This is a genomic window from Actinoplanes sp. NPDC026619, assembly GCF_040638295.1.
In the GTDB taxonomy this organism is placed as follows: domain Bacteria; phylum Actinomycetota; class Actinomycetes; order Mycobacteriales; family Micromonosporaceae; genus Actinoplanes.
In genome coordinates this window covers 180,963-199,143 of record NZ_JBEZYA010000018.1, presented here as the reverse complement: position 1 = coordinate 199,143, position 18,181 = coordinate 180,963, and the positions used below count along the sequence as shown (strand labels likewise).

Annotated in this window: 13 protein-coding genes; 6 read left to right on the top strand and 7 right to left on the bottom strand. The window is 68.1% G+C overall.

Annotated elements, in window-relative coordinates:
• Nucleotides 1-117: 117 nt before the first annotated feature.
• Nucleotides 118-942 carry a methyltransferase domain-containing protein gene (locus tag AB0E90_RS33755; RefSeq protein ID WP_360415051.1) on the bottom strand — a complete coding sequence of 275 codons (825 nt, stop codon included), beginning with the start codon at nucleotides 940-942 and terminating at the stop codon, nucleotides 118-120.
• Between the two features lie 112 nt (nucleotides 943-1,054).
• On the opposite strand from AB0E90_RS33755, the gene AB0E90_RS33750 reads away from it, so the two are divergent.
• The 4 genes from AB0E90_RS33750 to AB0E90_RS33735 all read left to right on the top strand — a co-directional run bounded on the left by AB0E90_RS33750 (nucleotide 1,055) and on the right by AB0E90_RS33735 (nucleotide 6,147).
• Nucleotides 1,055-2,485 (top strand): GGDEF domain-containing protein, encoded by a 1,431-nt coding sequence (locus tag AB0E90_RS33750; RefSeq protein ID WP_360415049.1) that lies wholly within the window; start codon nucleotides 1,055-1,057, stop codon nucleotides 2,483-2,485.
• Between the two features lie 347 nt (nucleotides 2,486-2,832).
• Nucleotides 2,833-3,987, top strand: a complete 1,155-nt coding sequence (locus AB0E90_RS33745; RefSeq protein WP_360415047.1) for a spermidine/putrescine ABC transporter substrate-binding protein — start codon at nucleotides 2,833-2,835, stop codon at nucleotides 3,985-3,987.
• 5 nt (nucleotides 3,988-3,992) lie between these two features.
• A complete protein-coding gene (locus AB0E90_RS33740) occupies nucleotides 3,993-5,078 on the top strand; it encodes a substrate-binding domain-containing protein (protein WP_360415045.1) in 1,086 nt (361 codons plus the stop codon).
• A gap of 46 nt (nucleotides 5,079-5,124) precedes the next feature.
• Nucleotides 5,125-6,147, top strand: coding sequence for a Gfo/Idh/MocA family oxidoreductase (locus AB0E90_RS33735; RefSeq protein WP_360415043.1), 1,023 nt, complete (start codon nucleotides 5,125-5,127; stop codon nucleotides 6,145-6,147).
• An 8-nt stretch (nucleotides 6,148-6,155) separates the two neighbouring features.
• Here the strand turns inward: AB0E90_RS33735 and AB0E90_RS33730 are convergent, their stop codons facing one another.
• Nucleotides 6,156-6,692 (bottom strand): TetR/AcrR family transcriptional regulator, encoded by a 537-nt coding sequence (locus AB0E90_RS33730; RefSeq protein WP_360415041.1) that lies wholly within the window; start codon nucleotides 6,690-6,692, stop codon nucleotides 6,156-6,158.
• Nucleotides 6,693-6,764: 72 nt separating this feature from the next.
• Here AB0E90_RS33730 and AB0E90_RS33725 point away from each other — a divergent pair, with 72 nt between their 5' ends.
• Nucleotides 6,765-8,195 (top strand): MFS transporter, encoded by a 1,431-nt coding sequence (locus AB0E90_RS33725; protein WP_360415039.1) that lies wholly within the window; start codon nucleotides 6,765-6,767, stop codon nucleotides 8,193-8,195.
• Nucleotides 8,196-8,230: 35 nt separating this feature from the next.
• Here the strand turns inward: AB0E90_RS33725 and AB0E90_RS33720 are convergent, their stop codons facing one another.
• Nucleotides 8,231-10,564, bottom strand: coding sequence for a glycoside hydrolase family 9 protein (locus AB0E90_RS33720; RefSeq protein WP_360415037.1), 2,334 nt, complete (start codon nucleotides 10,562-10,564; stop codon nucleotides 8,231-8,233).
• 148 nt (nucleotides 10,565-10,712) lie between these two features.
• On the opposite strand from AB0E90_RS33720, the gene AB0E90_RS33715 reads away from it, so the two are divergent.
• Nucleotides 10,713-11,117 (top strand): HPF/RaiA family ribosome-associated protein, encoded by a 405-nt coding sequence (locus AB0E90_RS33715; RefSeq protein ID WP_360415035.1) that lies wholly within the window; start codon nucleotides 10,713-10,715, stop codon nucleotides 11,115-11,117.
• 21 nt (nucleotides 11,118-11,138) lie between these two features.
• Here the strand turns inward: AB0E90_RS33715 and AB0E90_RS33710 are convergent, their stop codons facing one another.
• The 4 genes from AB0E90_RS33710 to AB0E90_RS33695 all read right to left on the bottom strand — a co-directional run bounded on the left by AB0E90_RS33710 (nucleotide 11,139) and on the right by AB0E90_RS33695 (nucleotide 18,180).
• Nucleotides 11,139-11,999: an alpha/beta hydrolase gene (locus tag AB0E90_RS33710; protein WP_360415033.1), complete on the bottom strand. Its 861-nt coding sequence runs from the start codon at nucleotides 11,997-11,999 to the stop codon at nucleotides 11,139-11,141.
• A 76-nt stretch (nucleotides 12,000-12,075) separates the two neighbouring features.
• Nucleotides 12,076-15,624, bottom strand: coding sequence for a discoidin domain-containing protein (locus AB0E90_RS33705; protein WP_360415031.1), 3,549 nt, complete (start codon nucleotides 15,622-15,624; stop codon nucleotides 12,076-12,078).
• 44 nt (nucleotides 15,625-15,668) lie between these two features.
• On the bottom strand, nucleotides 15,669-17,279 hold the full coding sequence (locus AB0E90_RS33700) for a glycoside hydrolase family 13 protein (protein ID WP_360415029.1): 1,611 nt from the start codon (nucleotides 17,277-17,279) through the stop codon (nucleotides 15,669-15,671).
• Nucleotides 17,280-17,307: 28 nt separating this feature from the next.
• A complete protein-coding gene (locus AB0E90_RS33695) occupies nucleotides 17,308-18,180 on the bottom strand; it encodes a carbohydrate ABC transporter permease (RefSeq protein WP_360415027.1) in 873 nt (290 codons plus the stop codon).
• Nucleotide 18,181 lies beyond the last annotated feature (1 nt).

Below are 18,181 nucleotides of genomic sequence, written 5' to 3'. Positions count from 1 at the left end.
GCGGCGCGGGAGAGGCGGCGCGGGAGAGGCGGCGCGGGAGAGGCGGCGCGGGAGAGGCGGCGCGGGAGAGGCGGCGCGGGAGAGGCGGCGCGGGAGAGGCGGCGCGGGAGGGGTGGGTTAGGCCACGGTTGCGGTTACTACCCAGATTGTCAGTACTGCCAGGAAGTCGCCTCGGGTGCCGGCTGCTTCTACCTGGGTGAACCATTTGGCGCGTATGCCGGGTGGGGTGGGCCAGGTTTCGGCTGGGACTGAGGGGTTGACCATGGGCAGGACCACGGCGGCTGAGGCTGGGTCGCTGAAGAGGCAGGTTACGGGGGTGGCCGTTACGTTTGTCAGGTGAGCGTCTACCAGGCGGCGGCGCAGGGTGCGGCCCATGTCCAGGTGCTTTGGGGTCAGTTTGCCGTGGCTCGACTGAACGACCCTAGCGGCCAGGCGGGGCGGTACGCCGTCGAAGGACAGGGACTCCCAGTCGGTGTCTATCAGGCAGATGCGGCCGCCTGGGCGGGTTACCCGGATCAGCTCGGTTATTGCCGCGTCGGCGCTGGTTACGTGCTGTAGCACTCGTTCGCACCAGACGCCGTCGACGCTGTCGGCCGGGAGCTTCATCGCGCAGACGTCGCCGGTCAGGTAGTGCACGTTGCTGCCGTCGTGCTGCTGCAACGCTGCGGCAATCGTGGCGGCCGAGTGGTCCAGCGCGATCACCTCGCCGGCCGGGCCGACCTTCGTGGCCAGCCAGCGTGACACGTCGCCTGCGCCGGAGCCGGCGTCCAGCAGGCGGGCGCCCGGCTCGGGGTGCAGCGCCTCCATCGCGGTGCGGCGCACCCGCCTGATCTCCGGGTGGCGGCCCATCGCCTCGAGCGCGGCGAGCAGCATGGTCGTCATCTCGCTGGACTGGCTGTCCAGGTCGGAGAAGGGGGTGCGTTCCATCTGCGCGGGCTTCATGGGGCAAATATTTACCCATGGAACGAGCTTTTCACTGGTAGCGGTCACTCATCCGACAAGAGGGATCACTGCGCGCACTCAGGTTCGGCCCGGTACGGCCGAAGATGCCTCGGTGTGGAAATGGCGGCGGCTCCCGGAGAGCAGCCTCGAGCGGACCAGGCTGGTGGCACTCGCCATCGGCGGTCTGGCCGTGCTCAGTGAGATGGCCCAGATCGGCAATGCGCTGCGCTCGCCGGAGTACCTCCGCCTGTCCGCCGCCTGCATAGTCTTGACGCTCCTGGTGCTGCTCGGCGTCTACGTGCGCGGCCGGACGAGCTGGTGGAGCGCGGCCGTCCTCCCGGTTCTCGTCACGATCGGCGGAGCCGGCCTGAAGGATCCGGTGGCCGGCACCGCTCTGGCGCTGGCGACGACCGTGGTGCTGTCGCTGTACGGCTCGACGAGGCTGTGGGCGGCCCGCGTGATCGGCGCGGTGATCGCCGTCCCGGCCGCGGTCGCCATCTCCCCCGATTCCGGTGGCCGGTTGATGACCTGGAACTCCCCGACCGTTCTCGGCGTGCTGCCGCAGATCTTGTTGATGGCGGTGCTGACCCGCGGCATCTACCTGTCCCTGCGGCGGCAGGAACGCACCGCCGCCCGCGAGTCGCTGCTGGCCCGGGCCGGCCACGCCATGCTTGGCGTGACCGATGTCGAGCAGGTGCGTGAGGTGGGCCGTCGCACCGCGGACGGCCTGGTCGCGCTCAGCCCCGGCGTGGTTCTTCTGGTGTTGCGCCGCAGTCGGGGCGGTCTCGTGGTGAGCACCGCCGCCGGTGTACTGGACGGGGTGCGTGGCTCTCGTCTTGAGCTGCGAGCGGTCGCCGAGCCGGCCCGGTTGACCGAGCTGGTGCCCGGCATGCGGGAGTGGCACGTCGATGCGCTGGGCGCCGACCCGGAAACGGCCGAGGTCTATATCGCTGTCGGTGGCCGGCGCCGCGTCCACACCGATGTGGTGGACTCGTTCCGTAACCTGTCGCACCAGGTCGTGCTGGCCGAGAACGGCTGCCACGCGCACGCCGAGCTGGAGCACCGCGCCCACCACGACGAGCTGACCGCGCTGCCGACCAGGGCGAAGCTGCAGGGCGCCATCGCCGATGCGCTCAACCGCAACCCGGGTGGCACGGTGGCCCTGTTGAACATCGACCTGGACGACTTCAAGCAGGTGAACGACGGCTACGGCCACGCGGCCGGCGACGAGCTGCTGGTCGCGGTGGCGTCGCGCCTGATGACGGCCGTGCGTGGCCGCGGGCTGGCGGCCCGTTACGGCGGCGACGAGTTCGCGCTGCTGCTGACCGGCCTGTCGGGCCGGCACGAGGCGGACGAGATCGCCGCCGAGGTCCGCGCCCACCTGACGGCCCCGATGGCGCTGACGGTCGCGACCGTGACGGTCGGGGCGAGCGTGGGTGTCGCCATGGCCGAGCCCGGCATCACGGTCACCGAGCTGACCAACCGGGCCGACGCGGCGATGTACACCGCGAAGACGGCCGGCAAGAGCCGCTCCGCCGCCTGACGCAACGCGGCCACGCCGGGTCAGAAAATGGTCCACATCGGATCGCGAGACCGGACACTCGAACAGGAAAGTAATCTTTTTATATTCCGGAACGAGCGTGGCACCAAATTCGGTTACGCAGCGCACAGGCGTTGACACATCGGAGCGAAGAAAATAATCTTCGCCAGCGACGTGATCCATTCCGGGGCCCTACCGGATTCCGACACTTTCCTTCATAAATCGCGCTCTTACATGATTTCGGAGTCTGAAGGATGTCTGCGAATATTTCTGACCCGTTACTTCTTCGTGGCATGACGCAGCGCCGGTTCGGTCGGCGTGACGCCCTTCGACTTTCCGGCCTCACCGCCATGAGCGCTGCCCTGGCCGCGTGCGGTGTGCAGGGGCAGGGCAGCCCCGGTGCCAGCGCCGCCCCGGACGCCGCCGAGAAATTCTGGTCCGGCAAGACCAAGACCGGCCATGTCGACTTCGCCAACTGGCCGCTCTACATGGACCCGAAGAAGCCGGAACTGAAGAAGTTCACCGCCGAGACCGGCATCTCGGTTACTTACCAGGAAGTAATCCAGGAGATGGGCCCCTGGTTCGCCAAGGTGCAGCCGCAGATGGCCGCCGGGCAGTCGATCGGGTACGACCTGATGGTCATCACCAACTCCTACCAATTCACTCAGTTCCGCGACTCCGGCTTCCTGGCGCCGCTGGACCATTCGTTGCTGCCGAACTTCACCAAGAACGCCGCCGCGGCGTACAAGAAGGAGGCGTTCGACCCGGACAACGTCTACAGCGTGCCGTGGGCGTCCGGGATGACCGGCATCGCGTACGACCCGGACAAGCTCGGTGGGCGGAAGATCACCAAGCTGGCGGATCTGTGGGACCCGGCGTTCAAGGGCAAGGTCGGCATGTTCTCCGACACCCAGGAGCTGGCCAACTTCGGGTTGCTGGCGCTGGGGCTGAAGCCGTCGGAGTCGACCGCCGACGACTGGCAGAAGGCCGCCGATCACCTCGAGAAGCAGAAGAGCGCCGGGATCGTCCGCAATTACTACGATCAGTCGTACGTCGATGCGCTCGGCAAGGGCGAGGTCTGGATCACCCAGGCCTGGTCGGGTGACATCTTCCAGAAGAACCTGTCGGAGGGCACGAACTACCAGTTCGTGATCCCGGCCGAGGGCGGCACGATCTGGACCGACAACATGACGATCCCGATCACCGCGAAGGCCCCGCTCGATGCGATCACGCTGATCGACTTCTTCTACCGCACCGACATCGCGGCGTCGCTGGCCGAGTACATCAACTACGTCGCCCCGGTGCCGAGCGCCCAGGCGCAGATCAAGAAGGACGCCGCGAAGCTGACCGGCGACGACCGGGCCGGCCTGCTCGACGTGGCCAACTCGAAGCTGGTGTTCCCGTCCCAGGTGGAATACGCGAAGTTGCACTACTACGTCTCCTTCGAGACCGCCGAGGAGCAACAGAACTTCCAGAAGATCTTCGAACCGATCGTGCTGGGCTGAGCCGCATGATGAAAAAGGCCGGTGCCGGCGTTCTGGCCATCACACTTCTGACCGCCTGCACCGGCCCGGACGACTCCGGATCGGCCGCCGCCGGGACCGGGGCGGACGGCGCGAGCGTCGGCGTGATCATCACGAACGCGACGAGCGAATCGCGCTGGAAGTCCCAGGACCCGGTGTACTTCCGGGAGGCGTTCCGGAGCGCCGGCATCACCGCCGACGTGCGGAACGCCTCGAACGAGACGTTCCAGCAGGTCGGTACGGAGATGATCCGGAACGGCGCCCAGGTGCTGATCATCACCAGCCCCGACGCCGACGCCGGAAAGGCGGTCATCGCCGGCGCCCATCAGGAGCGGATCCCGGTCATCGACTACGACCGGCTCACCGTCGGCGGCGCCGCGGACTATCTGGTCAGCTTCGATCCCACCGAGATCGGCCGGATGCAGGGCTACGGCCTGATGAAGTGCCTGGACGCGAGGCGTATGACGAACCCGGTCGTCGCCGAGTTGAACGGGGCGGTGGCCGACCACAACGCCGATCAGCTCTCGGCCGGGCACGAGGTCGTGCTGGAGCCGAAGTACGACAGCGCCGAGTACACCAAGGGGCCGTCGCAGAACGTGCCGGCCTGGGCGCCCACCCAGGCCCGGGACATCTTCGCCCAGATGATCGGCCAGCAGCCGCGGATCGGCGGTGTGCTGGCGGCCGACGACGGCATCGCCGACGCCGCCATCGACGTCCTGCGCGGGCTCAAGCGCAACGGCGAGATCCCGGTGACCGGGCAGAACGCCTCGATCGACGGCCTGCGCAACATCATGACCGGCGACCAGTGCATGACGGTCTACAAGCGGACCAAGCTCGAGGCGCAGTCGGCCGCCAACATCGCCACCCAACTGGTCAAGGGCAAGCGCCCGGCGATCAGCGGGTCGATGCGGGACCCGGAAACCAACCGGGAGGTTCCCTTCGTCGGGCTCGTGCCCCTGCCGATCACGGTCGACGAGATCAAGGACGTGGTCTCCGACGGTTTCGTCAGTGCCGCCCAGCTCTGCGCCGACAGCTACCAGGCCCTTTGCAAGGAGCACAAGGTCATCCCCTGAGCCCCCTTGATCGGCATGCCGGGCGGTCGTGTGGCACGCTTTCGGCATGAGCGACGCGGTGCGTTTCGGGCTTGTCGGTTTCGGCTCCGGTGGGCGGATCTTCCACGCCCCGCTGCTGGCCTCGGCGAAGAACGTCGACTTTGTCGGCGTGGTCACGAAATCGCCGGAGCGGCGCGCCGAGCTGGCCACCGAGCGGCCGGGGCTGACCGCGTTCGACTCGATCGCGGCGATCGCCGAGGCCGGCGCGGAGGCGGTGGCGATCTCGACGCCGGCCGCCACCCACGCCGAGCTGGCCCGGGAGGCGATCGCGCTGGGTCTGGCCGTGGTGGTCGACAAGCCGTTCGCGCTCGACGTCGAGCAGGCCAAGAGTGTGGTCGACGCGGCCGCCGAGAAGGGCACGCTGCTCAGCGCGTACCAGAACCGGCGCTGGGACTCCGATTTCCGCACCGTGCAGAAGCTGCTCGCCGAGGGGGCACTGGGCACGGTCCGGCGGTTCGAGTCGCGCTTCGAGCGCTGGGCGCCGGAGCGCAAGATCGGCGCCGCCGGCGGCGGCACCCTGCTGGACTTCGGGTCACACCTGGTGGATCAGGCGCTGCTGCTGCACGGCCCGGTCGCCCGGGTCTACGCGGAGCTGCGCGGCGGCGAGCTCGACGACGACTTCTTCGCGGCCCTGCACCACGTGGGCGGCGTCGAGTCGCACCTGTGGGGCAGCTGGCGGCAGGCCGCGCCGGGCCCGCGGTTCCGGGTCTCCGGCTCGACCGCCGCCTACGTCATCGACAACGGCATGGACGGGCAGGAGGCGCTGCTCAAGGCGGGCAAGTCGCCCGCCGGCCTGGGCGAGCGCTGGGGCGTGGAGCACGAGCACCTGTGGGGCCGGATCCACCGTGGCGAGACGAGCGCGCCGGTGCCGAGCGAGCGCGGCCGGTGGGACACGTTCTACCCCGCGTTCGCCCAGGCGGTGCGCGGCGACGGCCCGGTGCCGGTCGAGCCGGTCGACACCCTGCGCGTGATGGCGGTGCTCGACGCGGCCCGGCAGAGCGCCCGCACCGGCGAAGCAATCCGCCTCTAAAAGAAAAACTAGAAGCGCCGCAGGCCGTCCAGAGCCAGCGCGACCACCCGGTCGCGCTGGGCATCGTCGACGTATGCCCCCGAGGTCAGGCCGGACACCATCCGCAGCAGGTCGTCGAAGGTCAGGTCGGGCCGGACGATGCCCTCCTTCTGGGCGCGTTCCAGCAACGGCTCGCCCGCGTCATACATGGTGCGGCGGCAGACGGCGAACATCTCCGACTCCCGGTTGAGCGCCTCGATGATGGCCCGCTTGGTCACCGCGTAGGCCACGAAACGCTTCAGCCACGCGGTGAGCGCCTCCCACGGCGGAAGCGAAGCGACCGCCGCCGCGACCTCGCCCAACTGGTTGACCTCTTCGACGTAGACCGCCTCGAACAGATCACGCCGGGTCGGGAAGTTGCGATAGAGCGTCCCGATGCCCACCCCGGCGCGCCGGGCGATGTCCTCCAGCGACGCCTCGGTGCCGTTGGCGGCGAACGCGTCACGCGCGGCGGCGAGCAACGCGTCGAAGTTGCGACGAGCATCCGCCCGCTGCGGACGACGCACGGTAACCATGGTGACTCCCAACACATGCAAAGGCCTTGCGAACCGGAGGCCCCCCTCCGATAATCTGGAGGCATGCCTCGACTTTATCAGTCCTCGCCGCGCGCCACCTTCACGGTGCTCGCCGCTGCGGCAGCCGCGTTCTCACTGATGCAGTCGCTGGTCACGCCGGTGCTGCCGACGATCCAGCAGGACCTGCACACGAGCACCGGCACGGTCACCTGGGTGCTGACCGCCTGGCTGCTCGCGGCCTCGGTGGCGACTCCACTGGTCGGCCGCATCGCCGACATGGTCGGCAAAGATCGCGCCCTGCTGGTCGCGCTGGCCGCCATCGCGGCCGGCTGCCTGGTGGCGGCGCTTGCCCCGAACATCGGCGTCCTCATCGTGGCCCGCGTCCTGCAGGGCCTGGGCGGCGCGGTGTTCCCGGTGTCGTTCGGCATCATCCGCGACGAGTTCCCGCCCGCGCGGGTCACCTCGGCGGTCGGCATCATGGCCGCAGTCATCGCCACCGGCAGCGGCCTCGGCATCGTCCTGGCCGGCCCGATCGTCAGCGCGCTCGACTGGCGCTGGCTGTTCTGGATCCCGATGGCCGTGGTCACCCTGGTCGGGGTGCTGGCCTGGCGAGTGGTCCCGGCCTCACCGGTGCGAACCCCGGGCAAGGTGAACTGGTTCTCCGCCGTACTCCTGTCGGCCTGGCTCGTCGCTCTTCTCCTCCCGCTCAGCAAGGCCACCGCGTGGGGCTGGGGTTCCGGCCGCACCATCGGCCTGCTGATCGCGGCCGCGGCCCTGTTCGCCTGCTGGTTCCTCGTCGAACTCCGCTCGGCCAACCCGCTGATCGACATGCGCATGATGCGCCTGCCCGCGGTCTGGACCACCAACCTGGTCGCGCTGCTGTTCGGGGCCGCGATGTTCGGCATCTTCGCCTTCCTGCCGCAGCTCGTCCAGGTGCCGAAAGCCTCCGGTTACGGCTTCGGCGCCAGCGTCACCAGCGCCGGCCTGCTGATGCTGCCGATGCTGGTGACCATGGCGGTCTTCGGCTCGCTGAGCGGACCGCTGACCCGCTGGGTGCCGGGCAAGGCACAGCTGATCATCGGCTCGGTGCTGGCCGCGGCGTCCTGCTTCTCGATCGCGCTCGAGCACGGCAGCCAGGCGGCGGTGGCCGTCGCCGGCGGAGTGTTCGGGATCGGCATGGGTCTGGTCTACTCGTCGCTGGTCAGCCTGATCGTGCAGAGCGTCCCGATGCACCAGACCGGCGTCGCCTCCGGCATGAACACCAACATCCGCACGATCGGCGCCAGCATCGGCACCGCGATCGTCAGCTCGATCGTCACCAGCCACCCCGGCGTGGCCGGCCTGCCCGCCGAGTCCGGCTTCACCGAGTCGTTCCTGATCCTCGGCGTCGTCGCGGTGGCGGCGATCGGCGTCGCCTTCCTCGTCCCGGCGGCCAAGCGGGTGGTCGAGCACACGCCGCAGGTCCTTCCGGAGCTCACCCCGGTCGAGGTCTGACCTCTCCCGATCCGAAGGGTGAGCTCCGGATGAGCTCACCCTTTGGTGCAGGTCAAACCATTGATGGTGTACGCCGTGGGCGCCGCATTGCTACCGGTGTAGGTCGCCTGGAAACCGGCGCTGGTCGAGCCGCCCGCCGGAACCGCGCCGTTGTAGGACAGGCTGGTAGCGGCCACCGTCGCGCCGCTCTGGGTCCAGTTCGCCGACCAGCCCTGGCTGATCTTCTGATTACCGGGGAACGTGAAGCCAAGATTCCAGCTGGTCCACGGCGTGGTCCCGGTGTTGGCGATCGTGACGGTGCCGGTGAACCCACTCCCCCAGTCGTTGACGGCGTAAGTGACCTTGCAGCCGGCCGAGGCCGTCGGCGAAACCGTGGGCGAAGCAGTAGGCGAAGCAGTAGGCGAAACGGTCGGCGAGACAGTTGGCGAAACGGTCGGTGAGACTGTCGGCGAAACCGTCGGCGACGGCGACGAGGCCCCCGGCTCCTGACCCCAGATCAGCTTTCCCGCCTCGTACAAAGGCACGCTCTTGTTGATCGCCGTTCCGGCCAGATAGGACGGATCGTTCGACGAATCCCAGGTGCCGCCGTCGGCCACCCCCACCTTGAACTGCACCTCCATCCGGTATGCCGACTGCCCGGCCGGCGTGATCGAGTAGCCGGCGCAGTTCACCTCGACGTACCAGATGTCGCCCGACCACTGCTTGGCCGCCGACGGCGACGGACAGCCCTGTGTGTAGCCCGGGGTGACGACGAGCGCGGCCGTCCCCTCCCGCCGGAAGAAGTAGCGGTAGGAGGAGCTGGTGAGCGCCCGCGCCGGATAGGCGGACTTGTTGTAGATCATCACCTTGAGCGCGGTGTCCCGCGGCTCGTCCTGCATCACGGTCGTCTCGACCGTGATCTCGTCCATGTCCGGCGTCTCCGCCGTCGGGAAGCCCGCGAGCGGCGCGCCGCCGTATTCGGCATAGAGCCGGGCCACCGCCGAGGTGAAGCCGGCGTTGTAGTCGGTGGCCACCTCGTTCATCACATAATCGCTGCGCTGATCGGCATAGGCGTCGTCGTTCGTGGACGGCCCGCCGACCAGGGCGCCGTAGAGCACGTGCCGCGTCTCGGTCGGCACGGTCATGTTGTCCCACCACGACCCATGAGCCGTACGGTGATGGGGATTCTTCGGGGAATTGGCGCCGAACCCGATCAGATAGCTGGACTGCCGCGGGTTGTCGCCGAGCGCGTAATTGATCTGCCGCACAGCGAAGTCGTGATAGCGGGTCTTGCGGGTGGCGTCGCCGGTCTTGTCGCTGTAGACGAGCGCGACGAACGCGGTATTGGCGGCGTAACGCAGCGATCCCCAACTGTCGAGAACGGCCTCACCACCCGGCGAGTAGCGCACCTTCTCCCCGTTGACGCCGACCGTCCACCAGTCGAGCCAGCGGTTGGCGTCGTCGATGTACTTCTGCTTACCGGTCAGGTTGGCCAGCAGCACGTACGCGCCGAATTGTTTGTTGTCCCAGGCGATCGTCCACTTGTAGGAGTGGGTGGTGGTCTGCGGTTCGGTGCCGAGCGCGTCGTATTCGCTCTCCGCCTTGGCGAGATAGGTGGCATCGCCGGTGGCGCGGTAGAGCCAGATCGCGCCCCAGACGAGCTCGTCCTGATAGCCGCTCCAGGATTTGTAATAGGAGGCGGCGTCGGTGATGCAGTCGCTGTAGGCCTTACGCACACTGTCGGCGAAGGAATAGAGCTGCTTGGCGTGGCCGAGAAGCTTGTCGGCGTAGGCGGCATCGGTGGGCCGGAAAACCATGGAGCTGGCGGCCATCGCGGCCGCGGTCTCGCCGGCCAGGTCGGACCCGCCGCACGTGGCATCGATCTTGTAGGCGGGCCGGGCCATCGGCATCACTTCGGCGGGCCCCCACCATTTGTGGTCGTCATCGCCCTTGCCGACCTGCCCGTAAAGCACGTTGGCCGAGGGATGGGCCTTGATGAAGTAATCGTTCGGGACCCGCAGGTTGTTGAGGAACGACGTCAACTGCCCACTGGCCGCGTACGCGTCGCGGTACTCGACCGCACCCCACGCCAGCATCGTGGTCGAGAACGCCATCGGGAAGCCGAACTTCACGTGGTCGCCGGCGTCGAACCAGCCGCCGGTGAGGTCGAGGCCGGCGTCGGATCCGTCGTTCATGGCGGCGTCGCCACGCCAGGAGACCTGGTCCCAGGACGGTTTCTGGCCGGCGATCTGAGCCTGGTAGAAGAACATCGACTTCTGCAGGGCCTCGCCGTAGTTGTAGGCGCCGGCGGCCGAGGCCGTCCCGTTGGCGAAGGCGAAGCCGGCGACCGCGGTGAGCAGGGCGACGAACACGAGCAGGACACGGCGCATGGGGATGCCCCTTCGGTGGCGATGGGAGCGCTCCCAGACATTGAACAGTTTCGTTTCGAGTTTGTGAAGCGACAGCGTCCCCGGGTTTTCGGATCGCGGTCTCGGGTACAGGTCGGCTTGTCCCACTTGTCCACAGCGAGGAGATCTGATGAGCGCCGTCAGCAACCCGGCCACCGTCGAGGACTGCCTTCGGGTCGGAACCGGTTTCACCCAAGGCGACCTGAACTGGCTCACCGAGCTGTTCGCCACCCTGGACGCCCGGCTCGCCTCGTTCCACGCGGACGCGACGGAGATCGAGATCTCGGTGAAGGACCGCGACGCCCGCGGTCAGAAGGTCACCCTCGAGTGCTGGATCGGCGGCCGCGACAAGATCGTCACCACCTCCTCGGAGGAGGAGCTGCACGCGGCGGTCATGGATTGCCGCGACGACCTGCGCCGCCGCCTCAACGACTCCAAGAACAAGCAGGAGCCGCGTCACAACCGCCACCTGCGCGAGGTGCCGCAGCTCGCACCCGAGGCCCTCGAGCCCGAGGCCGTCGAGCCCCAGGCTTGAGCACCGCCGGGCGGCCGTCCCTCAGACGGCCGCCTGCCGGCGGAGCGTGTCGACGATCTGCCCGAAGCTGCTGATCAGGGAGATGTGGCCCTCGCCGGGGACCAGGTGCACCTCCGGCTCCGGCAGGTGGTCGGCCAGCCACCGGCCGTGCCCGAACGGCACCATCCGGTCCTGGTCGCCCTGCCAGAGCGAGACCGGCGTCTCGATGTCCCTGACCGCGAACCCCCATGGCTTGCAGAAGGCCAGATCGTCGTCCCGCCAGCCGGCGATCCCGCCGGACAGCGCGTGCCGCAGGGACGCCGCCAGATAGTCGGCGAAGCCCGCCTCCAGCGCCCGCCGGTCGACCTCGGAGATCAGATCGCCGAAGGCGGCCACCACGTCGGTCGGCTGCACGTTCGCCATCGTGGCTTCGGCCTTCGTCAGGAAATCTTCCAGCGGGCCGGCGCCGGCCACGGCCAGGCCGAACTCCTCGATGTTCTCCGCGCCCATGCCGTCGAGCCAGTCGAGCCCCTCGGCGTCGTAGGGCGCCACGCCGGCGATGGTCGCCGCCGCGAGGCACCGGCCGGGAAGCAACGCCGCGCAGGCCAGCGCGTGCGGGCCGCCACCGGACCAACCGGCCGTGACGAACTCGGCGATGCCGGCCGCGTCGAGGACGGCGGCCGTGTCGGCGGCGGCGGAGGCGACGTCGCGGCCGGGAAGCGACGTCGAGGTCGCATAGCCCGGCCGGCTGATCAGCACCGCCCGCACACCGGGCGGGAAGAGGCCCTCGCGCTGCACCGCCCCACCGGGGGTGCCGTGGTGCAGCACCAGCGGCAGGCCGTCCGCCGGGCCGTCGATCAGGTATTCGAGCACGCGCCCGTCGGGCAGAACCACGCTTTCCATGGCGACAACCATACGAGCGGAAGGGCCCGTGCCGGACGTGGCACGGGCCCTTCCTTTTGGGGATGGGAGCGGGGTTCTAGTTGCGCACGATGGTGAACGTGCTGGTCGTGTTCTCGATGTCCCGGTAGTTGTTGCTCAGCTGCAGGTTGGTGAAGGTCGCGGTGCCGACCGCCGGGCCCTGACCGGGCTCGGGCAGCGGGTTGGCCCAGATGGCGTAACCGGACTTGGCGTCGAAGGCGTCACCGCTCTTCTGCGCGCCGGTGATCGTCACGTTGGTGAAGATCGTGTCCTTGACCGGGTTCTGCGGCTGGCCACCCACGTAGTTGGTCTGGAACATGATTCCGGAGTAGGTCGGGTCGACGATGTCGACGTTGCTCACCCGGATGCCCTGGAAGACCTTCGACGCGCTGAACACCCAGATCGCCGGGAAGACCTGCTGGCCCCAGAAGTGGCCGCCGGCCCGGACGATCGAGATGTTGTCGAACACCGTCGGCGGGCTGGCGCCGAACCCGTTCATCGGGTAGCCGAAGTCCAGCGAGCTGATCGTGATGCCGGAGTAGACCAGGGTGTCGGCGATGTAGATGTTCTTGAACGTGTTGGCGTACCCGCCGTAGACCGCGACGCCGGCGGCCCGCCAGGTCAGGATCGACGTCAGGTTCGAGAAGGTGTTGTTGATCTCGTCCGAGCCGCCGGCGTCGATCGCCGAGAACAGCGCGAAACTGTCGTCACCGGTGGCTCGGGCCTCGTTGTTGTCGACCAGGTTGCCGGTGCTGCCGTTGGTCATGTTGATGCCGTCCGCGAAGGTGTCGCGGATCCGCGCGTTCTTGATGACCATGTTGTCGGTGTTCGCGCCCCAGTAGAGGCACACCACGTGCTCGGCCCAGATGTTGTCGATCGTGATGCCGGAGACGTTCGCGAAGTCGAACACCTTGCCCGGCCCGTCGATCCGGGTCGTGTAGTTGCCGAAGAACGCGAAGTTCTTGAAGGTCGAGCCGTTCGCGCCCGCGTCGGCCCGGAAGCCGGCGTCGGTCTCGGTCTGGGTGTCCGGGGTGCGGAAGCGGGTGTACCACGGGCCCGCGCCGGTCACCACGATCGGCCGGCCGTAGACCTGCAGCTTGCTGGAGGTCGAGTAGTCCCCGGCCGGAAGGTAGACGCCCAGCTTGGTGGTGTCCTGCCGGGCGGTGTCCAGGGCGTTCTGCACCGACTGCTGGTCGAAGCCGGTCGGCACGACGTACTTGGTCGTATCGGGATTTGCGACCGGCGCGACCTGCTCGGTGTTGATGAAGTCGATCGCGATGTTGCCCGAGTTGGCCGAGTCCTTCTGGAGCTTGACCGTGCTGCCGGCCGGGAACGAGCCGGTCAGCAGGATGTTCGCCTCGTCGTAGATGTGCCGCGGGTTCGAGCCGGAGTTCTGCGGTGCGGTCTCGTCGCCGTACAACCAGGCGTACTTCGAGGTGAGCGGCAGGGTCTTGTTGAGGGTGCCGTTGACGTACACGTTGATCGAGCTGGTCGTGCCGTCCGGGATGGAGAACCGGGCGACGATCGAGTTGGTGGCGCCCCGGGTGGTCCACTGCACGTAGGAACCGGTCTGGTTGAGCGTCACGGCCTTGCGCCCGGACGCCTCGCCGGCCAGGTCGCCGACCGTGCGGTTGGGCCCGACGACGGCCGCGCCGCCGCCGGTGGCGCCGTCCTCGGCCTCGTACATGTCGTAAGGCATGTTGGCGCCCCGGCCGACGAAGAACGGCTTGTCGGAGGTGTTGTTCGCCTGCTTGACCGCCAGTTCGTTGGCGTCGACCGCGAGCACGGTCCGGACCGTGTACTTGCCGTTCACGGCGGTCCAGGTGCCGAGGTTGAGCGCCGGCGAGGAAGCACCGGCGGCCAGGGTGCCGCTGTAGGAGCCGGTCAGGGTCTTCACGACGGTCGAGCCGTTCAGGACGGTCAGCGTGACGCCGTGCGCGCCCGAGGCGGAGGCGGCGGAGCCCTGGTTCTTGATCGTCACCGAGAACGTCACGGTGTTGCCGGCGGCCGGGTTGCCCGGCGACCAGGTGACCGCGGAGGCGACCAGGTCGGAGCTGCTGACCGGGGTCACCACGAGGTTGGTCGGCGAGGTGTACGAGTTGTTGGCCTCGTTGGTCTCGACCACCGTGTTCGCCTCGTCGACCTTGGCGGACAGCGCGTAGCTGCCGGCATCCCGAGCCGGGATGGTCAGCGAGACAACGTTAGTGCCACTAACGTTAGTCGCACTAACGTTAGCCGCACCAACGTTAGTGGCGCCAACGTAGAAGTTGACGGTCGTGGCGGCGGCCGTGGCGGTTCCGATGTTCTTCACCGTGGCCGTCAACGTCACCGCGTCCGTCTCGACCGGGGCCGACGGCGAGAACGTCAGGCCAGTGACCGTCAGATCCGGGTTCGGGGCCGCGACCCCGAGCACCTGGAACTCCGCGACCTGCCCGCTCGGCGCCCCACTGTTGGCCGTGAACGACAGCCGCACGTCCGCCGCCGTCCCGCTGACCGGAATGGTGACGGTGTTCCCGGAGGCCGGGTTGAACGTGTAGGTGGCCGACCCGACGAGCGTGGTGAACGCCGTCGAGCTCTGCTCCCGGCCGAGGATCGAGAACGTCTGCTGCCGGGTGCCCCACGAGCTGTCCGGGTTGAGCTTGACGACCACCTGCTGCAGCGAGGCGTTGGCGCCCAGCTTCGCGGTGAGCAGAGCGGGATAGGCGCTGCCCTCCCAGTAAGTGGCGGTGTTGCCGTCGTTGGCGTTGCCGGCCACGAACGTGAAGACCGTCGACGACGCGTCGATCGGCTGGTTGAGGGCCAGGTTGGTGCCGGTCCCGCCGGTGCCGTTACGCGTGACGGTGGCACTGGCCGCCGACACGTTGCCGGCCGCATCCTTGGCCTGCACGTAGTAGGCGACGGTGGCGGTGTCCGGCTGGCTGTCGGTCCAGGTCAGCACGCCCGCGCCGAGGCTGGTGCGCAGCACCCCGTTGGCGTAGACGTCGTAGCCGGTCACGCCGACGTTGTCGGTCGACGCCGACCAGGTCAGCTTGATCTGCCCGGCGGCCGGCTGGGTGAAAGCGAGGTTGCCGGGCGCGGTGGGCGCCTGGGTGTCGCCCCCGGTGGCCGCGCCGTAGACCTCCAGCTCGGACAGCTGCCCGGCCGGCCAGCCGGTGTTGCCGGTGAACGACAGCCGGACGAAGCGGGCCGCGGCCGCGGTGAAGTCGATGGTCACGCTGTTGCCCGAGGCCGGGTTGAAGGTGTAGCCGGCCGAAGCCTTGAGGGTGGCGAACGACGAGCCGTCGGTGCTGCCCTGGACGGTCAGGGTCTCGGTGCGAGTGGCCCACGCGGTGGCCGGCGGCAGCTTGAGGACTGCCTGGTTGACCTGGGTGGCGGCGCCCAGGTCAACCTGCAGCCACTGCGGGAACGCGTTGTTGCTGCTTTCCCAGTAGGTGCTGGCGTTACCGTCGCCGGCGTTGCCGGCCTGGTAGACGTCGGAATAGCTGCTGGCGCTGAAGGTTTTGCCGGCGGCCAGGTTGGGGCCGGCGGCGGACGCTGCGGTGGGGACGGAAAGGGTGGCGGCGACGACTACCGCTACGGCAAGCAGTCGTCTCTTGGTGAGAGGCATCGGGAGCGAGCCTTTCTTCCGTGAAAAAGCCCCCGGACTCCCTGTCAGGCCGTCAATCGCAGCCAGACGGCGGTGTCCTGGGGGAGGCGGTCACCGTCGAGTGGGCCACTGGCGAGCAGGGAGGTCTCGTGGTCCGGCAGGGGAATCGGGGCGCCGGACATGTTGAGGACGAAGGCGAAACGCTCGCCTCGGGTGTAGGCGAGAACTTGGGGATGAAGGTCGAGCCAGGTCATAGCGCCCTGGTGGAGCCCTTGTTCGAGGCGGCGCAACGCGATCGCCTGCCGGTAGAGCGCGAGCATCGAGTTGGGGTCACCGGCCTGCGCCTCGACGGTCAGGCCCTTCCACTCGCTCGGTTGGGGAAGCCAGGGCAAGCCGGTGCTGAAACCGAACGACTCCTCGTCGCCGCTCCACGGCAGCGGCACCCGGCAGCCGTCGCGGCTGTGCCCGCGCCGGGCCCACATCGGGTCCTGATAGGAAGCCGGCGGGATGTTCTCGTTCTCCCAGAGTCCGAGCTCCTCGCCCTGGTAGATGTAGGCGCCACCGGGCAGCGACAGCGACAGCAGCGCGGCGGCCCGGGCCCGGCGGGTGCCGAGCTCCAGGTCGACCGGGGTGCCGTCGAGGTTGTTGTCGAAGCTGAACGTGGTGTCGGCCCGGCCGTAACGGGTGACGTGCCGGGTGACGTCGTGATTCGACAGCACCCAGGTGGCCGGGGCGCCGACGGCACGGTGGGCGTCGAGGGTGCGGTCCACGCATTCGCGCATGAGCCGCGGATCCCAGGCACAGCCGAGGAAGTCGAAGTTGAACGCGGCATGCAGCTCGTCCGGCCGTAGGTAATTGGCGAACCGCTCCACCTCCGGCATCCACACCTCGCCGATCAGGGCGCGGTCGCCGCCATAGGACTCGGCCACCCGCCGCCACGCGCGATAGACGTCGTGCACTTCGTCGAGGTCGTGGAACGGGTGCTTTTCGCCGTCGACGACTTCCGGCAACGAAGGATCCTTGAAGAGCAGCGCCGCCGAATCGATACGAATGCCGTCGACGCCCCGGTCGAACCAGAATCGGAGAATGCTCTCGAACTCGGCCCGCACGTCCGGGTGGTCCCAGTTCAAATCAGGCTGCTCGGGCGTGAACAGATGCAAATACCAAAGGCCATCAGGTGTACGGGTCCAGGTGGTGCCGCCGAACTCCCCCCTCCAGTTCGTCGGCATCTCGTCCCCGCGGCCCTCTCGGAACCAGAAATAGTCGCGTTCCGGGGCGTCGGGGTTATGCAGAGCGGCCTTGAACCACGGGTGCTCGCTGGAGATGTGGTTCGGCACGATGTCGACGATCATCCGAATGCCGACCGCGTGCGCTTCCTCGATCAGCGCCTCGGCCTCGGCGAGCGTGCCGAAGACCGGGTCGATGTCGCGGAAGTCGGCCACGTCGTAGCCGGCGTCGGCCATCGGCGAGGGGTACCACGGACTCATCCAGATCGCGTCGACGCCCAGGTCACGCAGGTGTCCCAGGTGAGCGCGGATGCCGTCGACGTCCCCGATGCCGTCGCCGTCGGCGTCGGCGAAGCTCCGCGGGTACACCTGGTAAATGACCGCGCTACGCCACCACTCGGTTGTGGACACGAGCACCTGCTTTCTCGCATGGGTGAGTCGGCCCGGCATTTCCCGGACCCAAATACAATCTGATTGTTCAGCCCTTGAGGCTGCCGGTGGTCAAACCCGCCATGATGTTCCGCTGGAAGATCAAGAAAATGACCACCGTGGGAATGGCGGCGATGACCGAGGCGGCGACGACCACGTTCATCGGGGTGCCGCCGGAAAAGGCGTAGATACCGACGCTGAGCGTGCGCGTCTCCGGTGACGGCATCACCAGCTTCGGCCAGAGGAAGTCCTTCCAGACGTACGTCACCGCGAAGATCGAGACGACGCCGAGAATGGGCCGCGACATCGGCAGGATGATCGACCAGAGCGTGCGCAGCGGCGACGCGCCGTCCACCATCGCGGCCGCGATCAGGTCCTCCGGAATGGAATCGAAGAACCGTTTCAACAGGAAGATGTTGAACGCGTTGGCGACCAGCGGCAGCCAGATCGCGAACGGCGAGTCGAGCATGCTGACGTGGATGAACGGGAGGTCGATCGCGGTCACGTACTGCGGGACGATCAGCACCATCGCCGGGATCATCAGGGTCGCCAGCATCGCGCCGAGGACCACGTTGCCGAAGATCGGGCGGAGCTTCGACAACGCGTACGCCGCGGCGGTGTCGAAGACGAGCTGGAAGAAGACCGCCCCGACCGCGTAGTAGAAGGTGTTGAACATCAGCTTGGCGAGGTTCAGGTTGTTCCACGCGTCGCTGTAGTTCTGCGGCTTCGGATCCTTCGGGAACAGCGTGGGCGGGGTCTGCGCGATCTCCTGCCCGCTCTTCAGCGCGCCGGTGACCATCCAGTAGAGCGGCCCGATGAAGACGAGCGTGAAGCCGATGACGACGGCGGCGAGCACGGCCCAGTAGGCGAACCGGCCGCGGCCTCGGCGCAGCTGAGCCTGCGAGATGAGAGTTCGGGACATC